The organism is Rickettsia montanensis str. OSU 85-930 (assembly GCF_000284175.1).
In the GTDB taxonomy this organism is placed as follows: domain Bacteria; phylum Pseudomonadota; class Alphaproteobacteria; order Rickettsiales; family Rickettsiaceae; genus Rickettsia; species Rickettsia rickettsii.
The window spans coordinates 915,308-930,460 of the sequence record NC_017043.1; the positions used below are offsets into that span (position 1 = coordinate 915,308).

Genomic DNA, 15,153 nt, shown 5'->3' on the forward strand with positions numbered 1-15,153 from the left:
AAAATAAAAATGCATAAATACAGAAGTCATAATTGTAACGAATTACAAATATCCGATGTAGAAAAAGAAGTTAAGCTATCCGGTTGGGTACATAGAAGAAGAGATCACGGGAATCTAGTTTTTATAGATTTACGTGATCATTACGGTATAACTCAAATCGTGTTTACCGATCAAAACCCGCAGCTTATGGAGGATGCAAGTCGTTTGCGTTATGAGTCGGTAATTACGGTAAGGGGTACAGTTGTAGCAAGATCAGAGGACGCGATTAATAATACGCTTCCGACAGGTCATATTGAAGTGCTAGCTGTGGAATTTAGTGTTGAATCAGCTGCGGACACTCTACCTTTTGTTATTAATATCGAAAAAGACGCTCCCGAAGAGTCTAGGCTTAAACATCGCTTTTTAGATCTTAGACGTGAGAAATTACATAATAATATAATACTCCGCTCACAAATTATTTCTCATATTCGTCATTTGATGACGGCAAGCGGTTTTACCGAATTTCAAACTCCGATTTTAACAGCAAGCTCACCTGAGGGGGCTAGGGATTTTTTAGTACCGAGTAGAATGCATCCGGGTAAGTTCTATGCATTACCGCAAGCACCTCAGCAATTCAAGCAGTTATTGATGGTATCAGGCTTTGATCGTTATTTCCAAATTGCTCCTTGTTTTCGGGATGAAGATGCAAGAGCCGATAGATCACCCGGCGAGTTTTATCAGCTAGATGTAGAAATGTCCTTTGTTACACAGGAAGACGTATTTAGTACTATTGAGCCTGTGATGTATGATTTATTCACTAAATTCACGGATAAGAAAGTATCAGAGACTCCTTTCATTTGTATTCCATATAATGAATCTATGCTAAAATACGGCTCTGATAAGCCTGATTTGCGTAACCCTATTATAATTGCTGATGTAACTGAGATATTTAGAGATTCCGATTTTACAATCTTTAGAGAGAATATTAAAAAAGGTAGCATAGTTCGTGCAATTCCTGCACCTAAGGCAGCTGCACTGCCTCGTAGTTTCTTCGATAAAATGATAGAGTTTGCGATATCAGAAGGAGCAGGTGGACTTGGCTATATTCAGTTTAGTGAAACCGGTGAAGCAAAAGGACCGGTAGTAAAATTCTTAAGCCCGCAGCAATTAGAGAGTCTAAAAGCTACAGCTAGTATTAGTGACGGTGATGCTGTATTTTTCGCTAGCGATAAGAAAGAGAAAGCTGCTAAACTTGCCGGTAAGGTTAGAATAAGACTTGGTGAAGAGCTTGATTTACTTGAAAAAGATTGTTTTAAATTCTGCTGGATTACCGATTTTCCATTCTATGAGTTAAATGAAGAAACAGGAAAAATTGATTTTAGCCATAATCCGTTTTCTATGCCGCAGGGTGGAATAGATGCTTTAGAGCAAGCTAAAACCACTGAAGAGTTATTAGAACTTACCGCATACCAATATGATATTGTTTGTAACGGTATTGAACTTTCCAGCGGTGCTATTAGAAACCATAAGCCGGAAATTATGTATAAAGCATTTTCCATAGCAGGTTATAGTGAAGAGGAAGTTGATAAGAGATTTGGAGGGATGATTAGAGCATTTAAGTTTGGAGCTCCACCACATGGTGGAATAGCCCCCGGTATTGACCGAATCGTTATGCTGCTTGCGGAAGCAACAAATATAAGGGAAATAATTGCGTTTCCTTTAAACCAGCAGGCTGAAGATTTACTAATGAACGCCCCAAGCTATGTAGAGGATAAAGCTCTAAAAGAGCTAAGCATGATGCTCTCACCGTCTGCTAGAAAAAATGCAGAAAAAGAATAAGAATTTATAGTTGTTGTATGTCATTATGTCATACCGCAACTTGGCCTATAGTATGTCATTTCTAGCTAAAAGTGGAAAGCCAGTAACTATTAATCTCATCCTGCGACTTGATCGCAGGATCTAGTCTTTTTTAAATTTTTTTCTAGTTTAGCTAGAGAAATGACATTAGAACCATGCAACAACGACTCTGTGACTGCTCGCAATGACGTTTAAGGCATACACTCAACAATGCTTACCTTTGTTGATGTATTTCCTTCCTAGCTTGTAATTTAGAGAATGCGATTCCTTTTACCGTTTCTACTCTTTTTGTTTGGAGTCCTGCTTGCTTATTCTGTTGTAGTACATTACCAATTTTTATACTTTCCGCTATAAGTTTTTCTGTATTATGAATTTTATTTAAATTCTCAGGAGCAATTTGTTTTATAAAATAATTTGAGATACTAGGTAAACCTCTCTTTTCACAAAAATTTCCTACCTTGTAATATATAGTATCTTTAGAATTTAACTTGAAAGATTTAGCATTTAATAAGTTGGTCGTGTTTTCGATATTATCCTGATATTTTAAATTTTTCTTTATACCCTCAATATCTTGCTCAGTAAGATAATTTTCTTTTTTTAGCGCTTTCATTATATTGTCGTAGAATTTTGCTACTGCTTTATCGGTTACGTTTTGAGTTGTTGCCTGCTTTGTAAAATCAACAATTAGTGATGCCAATTTTTCGCCTGTAGATTCGTCTTGTATACGCATTGATTTTGCAGGATCAGAAATTTGTACTTCTACTTTATCTGTCTTAACCTCAACTTCTTTTTCTTTCCATTTTCCATCCAAAGTTTTGTTCCATTGTTGTTCCTTGATTATGTCTTTTTTCAAGCCTATAGAAATTTTAATTTGGTAATTATTTTCATACGCCCACTCTTTAGCATCTTTATCTTCAATTGTAATGTTATTATCTATTGCATAGAGTACCGGGTCTTTTACAGGTGAATTAGCGAAAGCCTCTAACCAACCACCATTGTTAAATTCAGGTAAAACATTACTGAATTTTGTTACTATCTCAGCTCCTTTGGCCACTTCTTGCATATTAACAAGATTTTCTTTTATACTGCCTTTATAGTGTTTTCTCAAATCATCAAAATTTTTAATATTAGTGGATAACGCAATATTTTTTGGATCAAACCCAGCTTTTTTTAATTCATCAATTTTTTGATCAACTATTGCTTCCATCTGTTTCTCATCAAATTGACTTATCATTTGATTTAACGACTCGCTATATTTATTGATACTAAATGAGAAATTACCTGCTTTAATAGCAGCACTGTAGCCAACACCAGGATGTGCAAACATTTTAGCTGTCGATTGAATCATACTGCCAAAATTCTTATGAAATGCTAAAAAAGAGCGACCATGATCAATTTTGGTTATTGTTTTACCATCCTGCACCATTAAATTACCAGCATGATAATCTACTTCCCCCAGCATATGACAAGCAGCTATGGCTTTTTCAAATCCTTCCAACTTTTTTAAATTTTGATCATTAGCTCTGACTCTAGTTTGACCTGATAAACCGGAAAATTCTGTTAGTGTTACAGCATTATCAAAAAATTTAGAACGTACATAAAGTGAATCAGGGTGTTTTTCATCCGCTGTTACCAGCCCTTCTTTTGGTGCGCGATCATGTAATAAAAATTGATACATGGTAGAGCCTATTAATTCTTGTACTCCGTCTCTTCGGTCAGCAATAGCCTGTTTTTGTGCCTTATTATCTTGTATTTTTTGGCATGCAGCATGAGTTTTATAAAAATGTTTTAAAATAAAAGTATTACCGGCGTTATCTTTAGCAACATAACCGGCCGAGACTCCTGCTGCCTTTTTTCCTTTCCCCTCAAACTCAGCTTGCTGTGCCACCCTCTTATCACGTAGCATAGCATCAATTGCTTTTTTAGGGTCATTAGGATTTCTTATTCCTTCACGTTTTCTGTAATCTGCGTTATATCGGCTATCATCTAATCCAACCTGTCGTTCTATTGCCTCTGCCATAACTAAATGCTGTAAAAGAGGTGCATCGATTATTTCCCTTAATTCCTTGTTTTTATCTCCTGGAAACGAGTTTTTTATTATTGTTGTAACTTTAGCTAAATCCTTAGTGTTTAAATCGGCTAGGGCCATGTAGCTAATATATAGGCTTTCAGCAGTAGGAGATTGGTCATTAGAAAGGTCAATAACAGATTCGGCAATGCCTTCGCAAGCTCTAGATATTTTGGCATTCAATTCTGTATCGTTAGTTTTCAGAGCTTTAAAAAGTTGCTCTTGTAATAATAACTCCTGTTGGGTTTTCTCTTTAGACATAAAAATAACCTGATTAATATTAACTAATAGTGAAAAAGTGTTGTTGCGTGGGTCAAAATCCTCATCATTGTGAGGAAACCGCGCAGCAATTGACGAAGCAATCCAGTAAACATTCTGATTTACAGAATTTTTTATTATTTTTTCTGGATTGTCGAGTTCGCTGCGACCGCTTGCAATGATGATTCGGTATCCACGCAACAATGCCACGTGGGAATGATATTGAATAAGTTTTCCAAGCCGTGCAACAAGGCCCCCGCCTTTGCGGGGATATGACATCGAGGTCTTTTTAAAAATTATTCAGTACTATAGATTTGATCGCGATATAACAATGAAAAAACCGAAGCAATGAGAAATAAAATCATGACTTTGCAAGAATGATACCAATTAATCTCTTCTATTGCCTAAAAATCTCATTAAATATAGGAAAAGATTTATAAAATCTAAATATAAAGTAAAGGCTGCCATAATAGAAAGCTTTTGTCCTACTTCATCGTTTCCTGCCATGTAATACATAGACTTAATCTTTTGAGTATCCCAAGCAATTAATCCCATAAATATTACTATTCCAATAAGAGAAGTAGCAAAAGAAAGAGCCGAGCTTTTTAAAAACAAGTTGACTAATGAAGCAATGATAAGACCTATAAGACCCATTGCAAAAAATGAACCCATAGATGTTAAATCTCTACTTGTACTATAACCGTATAAACTCATTGCTCCAAAAACGGAAGAGCAAATAAAGAAAGTACGAGCTATTGATGCACCGGTATAAATAAGAGCTAAATATGCAAGCGACATACCGGTTAAACCGGCATAAACCCAAAATAATATTTGTGCCGTTTGCAGGTTCATTCGTCCGAAGCCCATAAAGAAATATAAAGCAATACCGAGCGGAGCAAACATTATAATAGTACCGAAACCTGTTTGAAACATTAAATTATAAATAGGCTCAACTGATATAGTCGTTACGGCTGCTACACCGGTTAGTAAAAGTGCTAAAGCCATATAATTATATACCTTAAGCATGTATTTTCTTAAGCCATCATCAAAAGTTTTATTTTTTGAGGCGGCAGTTAAAGTTTTTGTATAATCGATCATAAGTAACCTTGGGATTATGTTATTTACATAATAAAATATAGCCTCTTAAAGGTATTTTTTCAAGCTATATTAATTATATTTTATAAATATCTTGCATTGAATATAAAGCAGAAGGTTTATCTTGTAGCCAAATAGCGGCTTTAATTGCACCAATAGAAAAAGAATTTTTATTCAGAGCTTCGTGTTTTAAGGTGATTATTTCATCGTCACCTAGGAAAGATATTTCATGCATACCGTGAACATTTCCACCACGAAGCGAGGAAATACCTATTTCTTTTTCGCTTCTTAGTCTATTACCACGATTAAATGTTATATTTAATCCTTTTTTGCTTGCAATTGTTTCAGCAAGCATAACAGCAGTTCCTGAGGGTGAATCTTTTTTATTACGGTGATGCGTTTCTAGAATTTCAACATCGTAATCATCTAGTATTTTTATTACTTCTTTAGCTAGATAGCTAAGCAAATTAGCTCCTATACTCATATTTGCAGAATATAAAACAGGTAAAGTTTGAGCTGCTTTTTCTAAAAGCTTAAAATGTTGAGGTTGCAGACCTGTGGTTCCGATTACTAATTTTGTATTATGTTTTAATGCATAATTAATTAATTTTTCTAATATTTCAGGGGTAGAAAAATCGATGATCACATCAGAATTTTTACAAAAATTATCTAAATCATCTAAATTATTAGTACTATTAAATTTTGCTGAAATTTTGCAATCTTTAAATTTATCTATTCTCTCTAGAATGGTTTCTCCCATTTTACCGGTAGAACCACTAAGACCGATATTTAACATATTGGCAATGTATACTCCTAATAAATGAACAGTAAGTAGACGAAGTTTAATTTGGATAAGAGCAAGGAGTCTAAAGTCCTGGGATCGTAGTGTATACTTAATATAGTTCGAACCGCAGATCTTATTAGACGACGCCAATTTTTCAAATTAAACTAGGTTCTGTGAATATTTCTAATTGATTGGCTATTTTGAGGTATTTTTTAGCGAAAATTAATAAGATTTTTGCTGGAATAGTTACTTATATTTCAAAAAATCTTATAATTTGCAGCAAAAAATAACCAAAATTAAATCTTTGTATAAGATTTATGAAAATATAATAGAGGCTTTAAATCATTTTTAATAGCGGTATTTATTACTTCACCGATAAATATAACATGATCACCGGCATCGTAAGAAGCATATTTATTACACTCTATATGATAAGTTGCACCGTTTATTAAAGGGCAATCAGTTTTATTGCCAAGCTCATAATCAATTTTTGTAAATTTATTAGATTGTAATTTAGCAAAATGTTTTGAGATATCAATTTGATTCTCTGCTAAAATACTAATTGCAAACTTATCACTTTTTTGAAAACTGTTTATACTAAAAGAGTTTTTATTAAGGCAAAATAATATTAACGGCGGTTTTAAAGATACGGAAGTAAGAGAACTAGCAGTAAAGCCAAAAAGTTCGTTATTGCAATTTGTTGTTATAATAGTCACTCCCTGAGGGAATCGGCTCATAGCATCTTTAAATTGACTTTCTGTTACTGTCCCAGCCATTTTTTCATAATTTTGTTAATGGTTCCGTCTTTTTTTAATGAATCGATTGCCTCATTAATTTCATTAATTAGTCCTGAGTTTTTAGACATGCCTATAGCAAAATCGGATGAAAATTCTTCTAAAGTACTGCTTTCTAAATTTGAATTATTTTCTTTTAATTTTTTGCCTTGAAATTCCTCAGAAATAATAGCATCTATGACTCTGGCTTTTAATTCTTCAACCAACATTAAATGATTTGCTAAAGAATGAACTTTAATATTTATCGTCTGTGATAGATCTTGTGCTTTTTTTTCTAAAACACTACCGAGCTGTACCCCTACTATTTTATTTTCTAGATCTTTGCTATTTTGTATATTATCGCCTGTTCTATATATTATGGCAAATCTTGCAGTAGCATAATTATCAGAAAAGCTGATATATTCGGCACGCTCCGGTGTCACGGAAAGCTCCGCCACCGCAACATCAATATTTTCACTAACCAAAGCTGCAAGTAAACCGTTGAAGTCGAAGTTTTTTATGATAACTTTTTTATTTAGACGTTCGCTTATTGCTTTGATAATATCAATATCAATTCCAACGATCTCTCCGTCTTGGATAAATTCATAAGGAGGATTATCTGCGGCAGTACCGACTATTAAAGTTTTTTCCGTTTCTTTTTTTTCACAAGAAACTAGTAAGCAAGATAGTAAAAATATTTTCAGAAATTTCATAAAAATAATGTTTTAAGTTTGAGTATGTTCTGTGTCATCCTACTAGGCATTGCCCTTGTTGTACGGATATCAAATCGTCATTGCGAGGAAAATTACGTAGTAATTGACGAAGCAATCTCAGGATATGTGGTGAGATTGTCACGCAGCCTACGGCTGCTCGCAATGACGATGAAACCGAGTCATGCAACAAAGTATATGGCTGCTCGCAATGACAGGAGAATCTATCCACGCGGGCAATACCTTCAAAGGAAAACAGCATCAAGAACTCAATTTCCCCTTTAAAAGCTGATTCACAAGCGTCGGATTAGCCTTACCGCCGGTTTTTTTCATTACCTGCCCTACAAAGAAACCGAATAATTTATCCTTACCACTTCTATAACCTTCTACTGATTCAGGATTTTCAGCCATTACCTCGTCAATTACCGTGTTTAGCACGTTATTATCCGAAACTTGTACAAGTCCTTTTTCTTCTACTATTTTATCAGGTGCTTTACCGGTTTCAAACATAATTTCAAAAACGGTTTTTGCAATTTTACCGGAAATAGTATCATTTTCTATTAATTTTACCAGTTTTGCAAAGTTACTAGGGGTAATTTTGCATTCATTTATTCCTATCGATGCTTTATTTAATTGGCCGAACAATTCACTAGTGAGCCAATTAGTAAGCATTTTAGGGTTACATTCATTTGCTGCTTTCTCAAAATACCCAGCAACCGATTCATCGGCTACTATTACTTCGGCATCATATTTACTTAAGCTAAATTCCTTCGTATATTTTTCAATCTTTTGATCAGGTAGCTCAGGTAAATTTGCTTTTAGCTCATTTATTAACTCATCAGAAATAACAAGCGGTAATAAATCGGGATCAGGAAAATATCTATAATCAAGTGCTTCTTCTTTTAAACGCATAGTTCTTGTTTCGCCGCTATCGGCATTAAATAGGCGTGTTTCTTGAATTATTTCTTCACCGCTTTCAAGCAAGTCTACTTGTCTTTTAGCTTCAAATTCTATTGCTTTAATGATGTTACGAATTGAATTAATATTTTTAATTTCGCATCTTGTGCCGAGTGGTTCACCGCTACGTCTTACTGAAACATTAGCATCGCAACGCATCGAGCCTTTTTCCATATCACCGTCACAGCTACCAATATAACGTAACAAGTTTCTTAGCTTTTTTACAAATTCAGCTGCTTCCTCCGGTGATGATATATCAGGTTCGGTCACAATTTCCATAAGCCCAATACCGGCACGATTCAAATCGATAAAGCTGTAATGTGGTGATTGATCATGCATAGATTTACCCGCATCTTGCTCTAAATGCAAACGATTAATACGAATAGTTTTAAGATCGCCGGTACTAGTCGGTATTTCCATAGTGCCGTTTTGTACTATAGGATAGTAAAATTGCGAAATTTGGTAACCTTGCGGCAGATCGGCATAAAAATAATTTTTACGATCAAATACCGAATATTTATTTATTTTAGCTTTAAGCCCAAGCCCTGTTTTAATTGCTTGGTGTACACAATGCTTATTTAATACCGGTAACATCCCGGGCATTGCTGCATCAACATAGGAAACCTGCGAATTTGGATTTGCTGCAAAAATAGTACTACTTCCTGAAAAAAGCTTAGATTTTGAGGAAATTTGAGCATGGATTTCAAGCCCTATTACATATTCCCATTTCCCCGTATTACCTTCAATATATGCCATAATTAAAAACCCTTTGGTTCAAATTTAATATGTTTTACACCTGACTCAATTGTCGATGCTACTTTCAAAACATTATATTCGTCTAATTGTTTACCTATAATCTGCATCCCAAGAGGTAAACCGCGTGCCGATAATCCGGCAGGAACCGATGCACAAGGTAAACCGGCTAAACTTGCAGGAATAGTAAACAAATCGTTTAAATACATAATAGTCGGATCATTTTGTTTTTCACCAATCTTAAAAGCTGCGGTCGGGGCAGCCGGTAATAAAATTGCATCAACTTTTGCAAAAGCATTATTAAAATCGTTTGCAACTAAACGACGTACTTTTTGAGCTTTTAGATAATATGCATCCATACCACTAGATGATAGCACATATGTTCCAATCATAATACGACGTTTTACTTCCTCCCCAAATCCGGCTGATCTAGTCATTTCATACATTGCGTCAAGCGTCATATTTTCACGTTCTACTCGAAGACCGTATCTAACGCCGTCATATCTAGATAAATTTGAAGAAGCTTCAGCCGGTGCTATTACGTAATAAACAGCAACGCCGTATTTAGCATGTGGCAAAGTAATATCAACTATTTCAGCACCGGCGTTTTTAAGTAGTTCTATGGTATCATGCCACATTTTCATAATATCAGGTTCAATAATACTGCCCTCACCAAGGCTAAGAGGTATGCCTATCTTCATATTTTTCATAGAACTTCCGATAGCGGATTGTAGCTCTGGAACTTCTGCTTTAATCGAAGTAGAATCTTTTTCGTCAAACCCCATCATCACTTCAAGCATAATGCTACTGTCTAAAACGCTTCTAGTAAATATTCCTGCTTGATCAAGGGAGCTAGCAAACGATATCATTCCGTATCTTGAGCAACGACCATATGTCGGTTTAAAACCGACTAAACCTGTAAAGCTTGCAGGTTGACGTACCGAGCCGCCCGTATCGCTACCAAGAGCAGCAGATGCCATAAATCCGCTAACTGCTGCAGCTGAACCGCCTGAAGAACCGCCTGGAACTAAATCAGCATTATCATCATTTGCTTTCCAAGGGCTAATTACATTTCCAAAACAACTAGTGATATTTGTTGAACCCATAGCAAACTCATCCATATTGGTTTTGCCGAGCATCACACCGCCCTTATCAAAAATATTTTGTGTAACACTTGATTCATAATTAGGTATAAAATTTTTCAGTATATTAGAACATGCCGTAGTTCTAATGCCTTTCGTGCAGAAAAGATCTTTAGCGGCAAACGGGATACCCTCAAGGGTTCTTGCGTTATTTTGAGCATAATTTTGATCGGCTGCTTCAGCCTGTTTTAAAGCTAAGTCAAAAGTTTCGGTAACATAAGCATTTAGGTTTCTATGCTTCTCTATTTGTTTAATATGTGCACCTATTAATTCCGTACTTGTAAAATCTTTATTTTTTAGACCTTTTATACTATCTGCTACTGTTAGTTTGTTTAGTTCCGTCATAATTATTCAACAACCTTTGGAGTGATAAAATATTTTACTTCTTTAGCTAGCTGAGCACTATTTCCACTTACATTATCAAATAACTCACTTGATAAATCAGAACTTGTAACGGCGTCCTCTCGCATTCTAGCATTCATATTAGAAACCGAAGTTAAAGGCTCTATATCTTTGCAATCTATTTCATTTAAAATATCGATCATATCCATAATAGTACTAAGCTGAGTAGAAAATTTTTCTACAGTATCTTCTTCAAATTTTAATCTAGCTAATTTTGCTATTTTCTGTGCTTCTTCTTTTGTTATCATAGTTTTATTATTTTGAGTGTTATAGTCTGATGTTATTCCCGTGAAGGCTTACCTGTGTGTAACGGTATTTCTGTCATCCTGCGACTTGTGAGCTAGATCCTGGATACAGCCTGTGATACAAGGTTTTATAGCCGATTTTATTGCATGACTCCTTTATTTTATTAAGGCAAAAAAGCTAATTAGTTATTTTTTCTAAAATTATCTTATTATCAAAACCACCATTAACTTTCTTTTTTTGTTTTTTAATATATCTTTTAGTTTATAGCCACTAATATTACAGATTGTTTCAAGTACTTCTAATATATCGGCAACTTCTCCATATACTCATCTTGTAAAAATTCCTCTACTGCGTCTAGTAGTTTATTTTTTAATAATTCTTTATACTCATATGATTCAGCAATATGAGTAACTGGTATCCTGCCTGATTTTAAGATAATTTCTGGAATTAAATCTCTAACTAATTTTGTCATTTTATTTTGTTAGTATAGATTCAATTTATGTCATTCTCGCTTGGCATTGTTGCATGGATCGATTTTTCTGGATTGCCACGTCGCTTCGCTCCTCGTAAGGCATTGATCCACGCAACAAATCTAAAGCAGGCATGACATAGAAAATCAAACAGTCATTATTTCTTGTTCTTTTTGTTTTATTACCGAGTCAACTTTACTACTATAATCATCGGTTAGCTTTTGTACTTGTTCAGATAAGCTATGATGCTCATCTTTTGCAATAACGTTATCCTTTTCTAGCTTTTTAAGTTCTTCATTGCCGTCTCTTCTAATATTACGTAATGAAATTTTAGTATCTTCACCGTATTTATGAGCAAGTTTTACCAATTCTTTACGTCTTTCTTCAGTTAAAGCCGGTATCGGCAGTCTGATTAATTGACCGTCTGTTGCAGGAGTTAAGCCGAGATTTGCTATCGTAATTCCTTTCTCTACCGATGATACCATAGATTTATCCCAAACCTGCACGTTAATTGTTCGTGCATCAGGGGTGGATAGAGAAGCAACTTGTGAAAGCGGCATTTTACTCCCGTAAGCTTCCACGGTTACACTATCAAGTAAATTAACTGAAGCTCTACCGGTACGTAGCCCTTTAAGTTCATGATCTAAAACTTTTAGAGCTTTCTCCATTTTTTCTTGTAAGTTTTTCTTTAAATTCTCTTTATCCATCTTTATTTATCCATATATTATTATTAGTACACGAATTGAGACATTGTTATGTGTATTAGGAAATGCCCCCGATGTCATTCCCGCGTAGATTGGTTTTTCCGTCATTGCAAGGAAAAACTATAAGTTTTGACGAAGCAATCTAGTAAAAAATTCTGATTTACAGAATTTTTTATTATTTTTTCTAGATTGCCACGCAGCCTACGGCTGCTCGCAATGACGATTTGGTCTCTACGCAACAACACCTATGCGGGAATGACATAAAAATCATACAACAATTCACACTACAATATATTATTCCTCAATTGTCGTATATTCCCCTTTATCTTGTATTACCCTAGCAAAATTTCCCTGTTCTTTTATCGAAAATACCCTTATAGGTAATTTATTTTCTCTTGCAACTGCAATAGCTGCCGTATCCATGACTTGCAGGTTATTAGTTATAACATCTTTATAGCTAATAGTGAAATATTTTTTAGCATCCGGATTTTTTTTAGGGTCGGAATCATATACACCGTCAACCTGAGTTGCTTTCAATAAAATATCGCAATTCATTTCGATTGCACGAAGTACTGCGGCACTATCGGTTGTACAAAACGGGTTACCTGTACCGCCGGCAAAAATTACTACACGCTTTTTTTCCATATGTCTTTTAGCTTTGCGGCGAATATAAGGCTCGCACACGCTCATCATAGGAATAGCCGATAGAACTCTTGTATAGATATTGAGGCTTTCCATAACATTTTGTAAAGTTAAAGCATTAATCACCGTTGCAAGCATACCTATATAATCCGCTGAAGCTCGGTCCATACCGACAGGTGCTGCATTAATCCCGCGGTAAATATTTCCACCGCCGACTACAATAGTGACTTCTACTCCTAAATCGATAACTTCTTTAATATCGCCGGCAATCTTTTTTATTACGTCATATTCATGCCCAAATTGCTTATCTCCCATTAAAGCTTCCCCTGACACTTTAAGTAAAACTTTTTTATACTTTAGAGCGTTTATATCTGATATCATTTTCTGCTTTAAGTTGTTTTTAATATCTGCTTAATTTTTTTAATCATTATACCTCTTTGTAGGTCGGTAATCGATGATTTATTGAGTGCATGCACTAATAACATATTATTATTTATATCAAGTGTTACTGTACCTGGAGTTAGAGTAATCGAATTACCATACATCATTTCGCCTATTTCTTCTAGCCCTTCTGCGTCAACCCATTCAAAAACCGGCTCTATTCCTATCTTTCTTTGCCAAATTATTTTAATAACCGCGAAAGCCGATTTCCATATTTCTAATAATAACCAAGGAAAATATAATATAAATTTAATTTTAGTGAGCATTAACATTTTCGGTTAATTTGATATTTGAAGTAAAAGGTATTAGTAGCATTATAAATACAAATAACAGCCCTATCATATTAAATATATTATTTATTGCAATTACAAAAGCATCATGATTTAATTTGTTTGCTAATAACAAATATGATGCTTTTTCGGGATTCAAAACTTTTCCGCTTAATAATTCAGTATAAGAATCTAGTTGTTCTAATGCCATTATAGAAGTAGACGAGATATTTTCCGATAAATATTGCATAAAGGTTTTAGTATCATTAGTAAGTATAGTACTGATTATTGCAAGCCCTACCGCCCCTCCTAAATTACGAGTAAGATTATAAAGCCCGCTAGCGTTGCCTACTCTTTCTTTCGGTATATTGCCAAGAGCTATATTATTAGTCGGTATAAAACAAAACATTAATGAAAGCCCTCTAACAAATTGAGGAAGCACAAATGCAGCAAATTTAGAATCAGGAGTTAGAAAACTATTCAAATGACATCCAAGAGCAAAGCCTCCAAGCCCTATAATAAGCATCAGGCGTAAATCTACCCCTAGCCCTAACATTCTACCGGCGAGTGGTGCAGATAAAAATTGTGCTCCGCCCGTCACCATCATAGTAGCCCCGATTTGTAATGTATCATATCCGGCAATAGTAAAGAGAAATAGTGGTAATATATATACTGCCCCGTATAATCCGATACCCATAACGAACGAATAAAGGCAACCAAAAGTAAAGTCTTTATAAAGAAATGTTTTTAAGTCTAAAATTGGATTAATAAAGGTTAGTTCTCTAATGATTAATAAAATAAAACCTAAAACTACTGCAATACTTAAGAATAATATTAAATTATCCTCAAGCCAACCTTTTTTGTTTCCTTCTTCTAACACATACTGTAATAAGCCGAGCGTTAAAGCCATTAATAATACACCGAGAAAATCAAAATTTTTCAGTAATTTATAATTTGGTTTATCAAAATCCCCATATAAAAAAACTACCGTGCATACGAAAATACCAGGTATGACGTTTAATAAAAACATAAAATGCCATGATAAAATCTCCGTAATATATCCACCGAGTGTAGGTCCTAAAGTAGGGGCAACAGTTACGACAAGTCCAATTAAGATGGTAACGATAGGACGTTGCGATGCAGGAAAAAGTATAAAAACGGTACTAAAGACCGTCGGTATCATAGCACCGCCAAAAAAGCCTTGTAATGCTCTAAAGATAATCATGGATTCAATATTAGTTGCAAGCGAACATAATACGCTCATAACCGTAAACCCTAAAGCTGCAATAAAATAAGAAATTCTAGTAGCAAGTAACCTTGCTAAAAAGCCGGTAATAGGAATAATGATAACTTCAGCTATTAAGTACGATGTTTGAACCCAAGAAAGTTCATCGCTTGAAGCGGCAAGACCGGCAGCTATTACGGATAATGAGCTAGTGACAATTTGAATATCAAGTACCGACATAAACATGCCGACAACCATACCAAAAAAAGCAAATAATTGCTTTTTAGAAAGAGCAGGCGGTTGTAAATTATCATTTGACATAATTAAATTATACAGTTTAAATTAAATAAAGTTAATAAGTGACATATATGTTTAAAA

The 15,153-nt window shown here is 34.7% G+C and carries 14 protein-coding genes; 1 reads left to right on the forward strand and 13 read right to left on the reverse strand.

The annotated features are described in order from the left end of the window. The first annotated feature begins 9 nt into the window (after window positions 1–9). Window positions 10–1,818 carry an aspartate--tRNA ligase gene (gene aspS, locus MCI_RS04970; protein ID WP_014409917.1) on the forward strand — a complete coding sequence of 603 codons (1,809 nt, stop codon included), beginning with the start codon at window positions 10–12 and terminating at the stop codon, window positions 1,816–1,818. A gap of 232 nt (window positions 1,819–2,050) precedes the next feature. On the opposite strand, the gene MCI_RS04975 is transcribed toward aspS, so the two are convergent. The 13 genes from MCI_RS04975 to MCI_RS05030 all read right to left on the reverse strand — a co-directional run bounded on the left by MCI_RS04975 (window position 2,051) and on the right by MCI_RS05030 (window position 15,096). Next, window positions 2,051–4,165, reverse strand: a complete 2,115-nt coding sequence (locus MCI_RS04975; protein WP_014409918.1) for a hypothetical protein — start codon at window positions 4,163–4,165, stop codon at window positions 2,051–2,053. Between the two features lie 384 nt (window positions 4,166–4,549). After that, a complete protein-coding gene (locus MCI_RS04980; RefSeq protein ID WP_014409919.1) occupies window positions 4,550–5,260 on the reverse strand; it encodes a Bax inhibitor-1/YccA family protein in 711 nt (236 codons plus the stop codon). A 73-nt stretch (window positions 5,261–5,333) separates the two neighbouring features. Beyond that, window positions 5,334–6,053, reverse strand: a complete 720-nt coding sequence (gene dapB, locus MCI_RS04985) for a 4-hydroxy-tetrahydrodipicolinate reductase (RefSeq protein WP_014409920.1) — start codon at window positions 6,051–6,053, stop codon at window positions 5,334–5,336. A 284-nt stretch (window positions 6,054–6,337) separates the two neighbouring features. Then, complete coding sequence (locus MCI_RS04990; protein ID WP_014409921.1) at window positions 6,338–6,817, reverse strand: flavin reductase family protein; 480 nt, start codon at window positions 6,815–6,817, stop codon at window positions 6,338–6,340. Next, complete coding sequence (locus tag MCI_RS04995; protein WP_014409922.1) at window positions 6,802–7,527, reverse strand: ABC transporter substrate-binding protein; 726 nt, start codon at window positions 7,525–7,527, stop codon at window positions 6,802–6,804. The genes MCI_RS04990 and MCI_RS04995 overlap by 16 nt, the downstream gene beginning before the upstream one ends. A 258-nt stretch (window positions 7,528–7,785) precedes the next feature. Beyond that, on the reverse strand, window positions 7,786–9,237 hold the full coding sequence (gene gatB / locus MCI_RS05000; protein WP_014409923.1) for an Asp-tRNA(Asn)/Glu-tRNA(Gln) amidotransferase subunit GatB: 1,452 nt from the start codon (window positions 9,235–9,237) through the stop codon (window positions 7,786–7,788). Window positions 9,238–9,239: 2 nt separating this feature from the next. Beyond that, a complete protein-coding gene (gene gatA / locus MCI_RS05005; protein WP_014409924.1) occupies window positions 9,240–10,721 on the reverse strand; it encodes an Asp-tRNA(Asn)/Glu-tRNA(Gln) amidotransferase subunit GatA in 1,482 nt (493 codons plus the stop codon). Between the two features lie 2 nt (window positions 10,722–10,723). Then, window positions 10,724–11,026: an Asp-tRNA(Asn)/Glu-tRNA(Gln) amidotransferase subunit GatC gene (gene gatC / locus MCI_RS05010; RefSeq protein ID WP_014365274.1), complete on the reverse strand. Its 303-nt coding sequence runs from the start codon at window positions 11,024–11,026 to the stop codon at window positions 10,724–10,726. Window positions 11,027–11,322: 296 nt separating this feature from the next. Further along, window positions 11,323–11,496, reverse strand: a complete 174-nt coding sequence (locus tag MCI_RS09080) for a hypothetical protein (RefSeq protein ID WP_014409925.1) — start codon at window positions 11,494–11,496, stop codon at window positions 11,323–11,325. Between the two features lie 144 nt (window positions 11,497–11,640). Continuing rightward, window positions 11,641–12,201 (reverse strand): ribosome recycling factor, encoded by a 561-nt coding sequence (gene frr / locus MCI_RS05015; protein ID WP_014409926.1) that lies wholly within the window; start codon window positions 12,199–12,201, stop codon window positions 11,641–11,643. Window positions 12,202–12,492: 291 nt separating this feature from the next. Then, a complete protein-coding gene (gene pyrH / locus MCI_RS05020) occupies window positions 12,493–13,221 on the reverse strand; it encodes a UMP kinase (protein WP_014409927.1) in 729 nt (242 codons plus the stop codon). Window positions 13,222–13,229: 8 nt separating this feature from the next. Further along, window positions 13,230–13,553, reverse strand: coding sequence for a monovalent cation/H+ antiporter subunit E (locus MCI_RS05025; protein WP_014409928.1), 324 nt, complete (start codon window positions 13,551–13,553; stop codon window positions 13,230–13,232). Then, entirely contained in the window at window positions 13,537–15,096 is a 1,560-nt protein-coding gene (locus MCI_RS05030; protein WP_014409929.1) for a DHA2 family efflux MFS transporter permease subunit, read from the reverse strand. Before MCI_RS05030 ends, MCI_RS05025 begins: the two co-directional genes overlap by 17 nt. Window positions 15,097–15,153 lie beyond the last annotated feature (57 nt).

What these genes read in the sequence shown, in the direction of transcription:
- MCI_RS04975 (WP_014409918.1), bottom strand. Translation starts at nt 4,165, where the DNA reads ATGTCTAAAGAGAAAACCCAACAGGAGTTATTATTACAAGAGCAACTT.
- MCI_RS04980 (WP_014409919.1), bottom strand. Translation starts at nt 5,260, where the DNA reads ATGATCGATTATACAAAAACTTTAACTGCCGCCTCAAAAAATAAAACT.
- pyrH (WP_014409927.1), bottom strand. Translation starts at nt 13,221, where the DNA reads ATGATATCAGATATAAACGCTCTAAAGTATAAAAAAGTTTTACTTAAA.
- gatC (WP_014365274.1), bottom strand. Translation starts at nt 11,026, where the DNA reads ATGATAACAAAAGAAGAAGCACAGAAAATAGCAAAATTAGCTAGATTA.
- MCI_RS05025 (WP_014409928.1), bottom strand. Translation starts at nt 13,553, where the DNA reads ATGTTAATGCTCACTAAAATTAAATTTATATTATATTTTCCTTGGTTA.
- MCI_RS04990 (WP_014409921.1), bottom strand. Translation starts at nt 6,817, where the DNA reads ATGGCTGGGACAGTAACAGAAAGTCAATTTAAAGATGCTATGAGCCGA.
- gatA (WP_014409924.1), bottom strand. Translation starts at nt 10,721, where the DNA reads ATGACGGAACTAAACAAACTAACAGTAGCAGATAGTATAAAAGGTCTA.
- MCI_RS05030 (WP_014409929.1), bottom strand. Translation starts at nt 15,096, where the DNA reads ATGTCAAATGATAATTTACAACCGCCTGCTCTTTCTAAAAAGCAATTA.
- MCI_RS04995 (WP_014409922.1), bottom strand. Translation starts at nt 7,527, where the DNA reads ATGAAATTTCTGAAAATATTTTTACTATCTTGCTTACTAGTTTCTTGT.
- aspS (WP_014409917.1), top strand. Translation starts at nt 10, where the DNA reads ATGCATAAATACAGAAGTCATAATTGTAACGAATTACAAATATCCGAT.
- dapB (WP_014409920.1), bottom strand. Translation starts at nt 6,053, where the DNA reads ATGTTAAATATCGGTCTTAGTGGTTCTACCGGTAAAATGGGAGAAACC.
- MCI_RS09080 (WP_014409925.1), bottom strand. Translation starts at nt 11,496, where the DNA reads ATGACAAAATTAGTTAGAGATTTAATTCCAGAAATTATCTTAAAATCA.
- frr (WP_014409926.1), bottom strand. Translation starts at nt 12,201, where the DNA reads ATGGATAAAGAGAATTTAAAGAAAAACTTACAAGAAAAAATGGAGAAA.
- gatB (WP_014409923.1), bottom strand. Translation starts at nt 9,237, where the DNA reads ATGGCATATATTGAAGGTAATACGGGGAAATGGGAATATGTAATAGGG.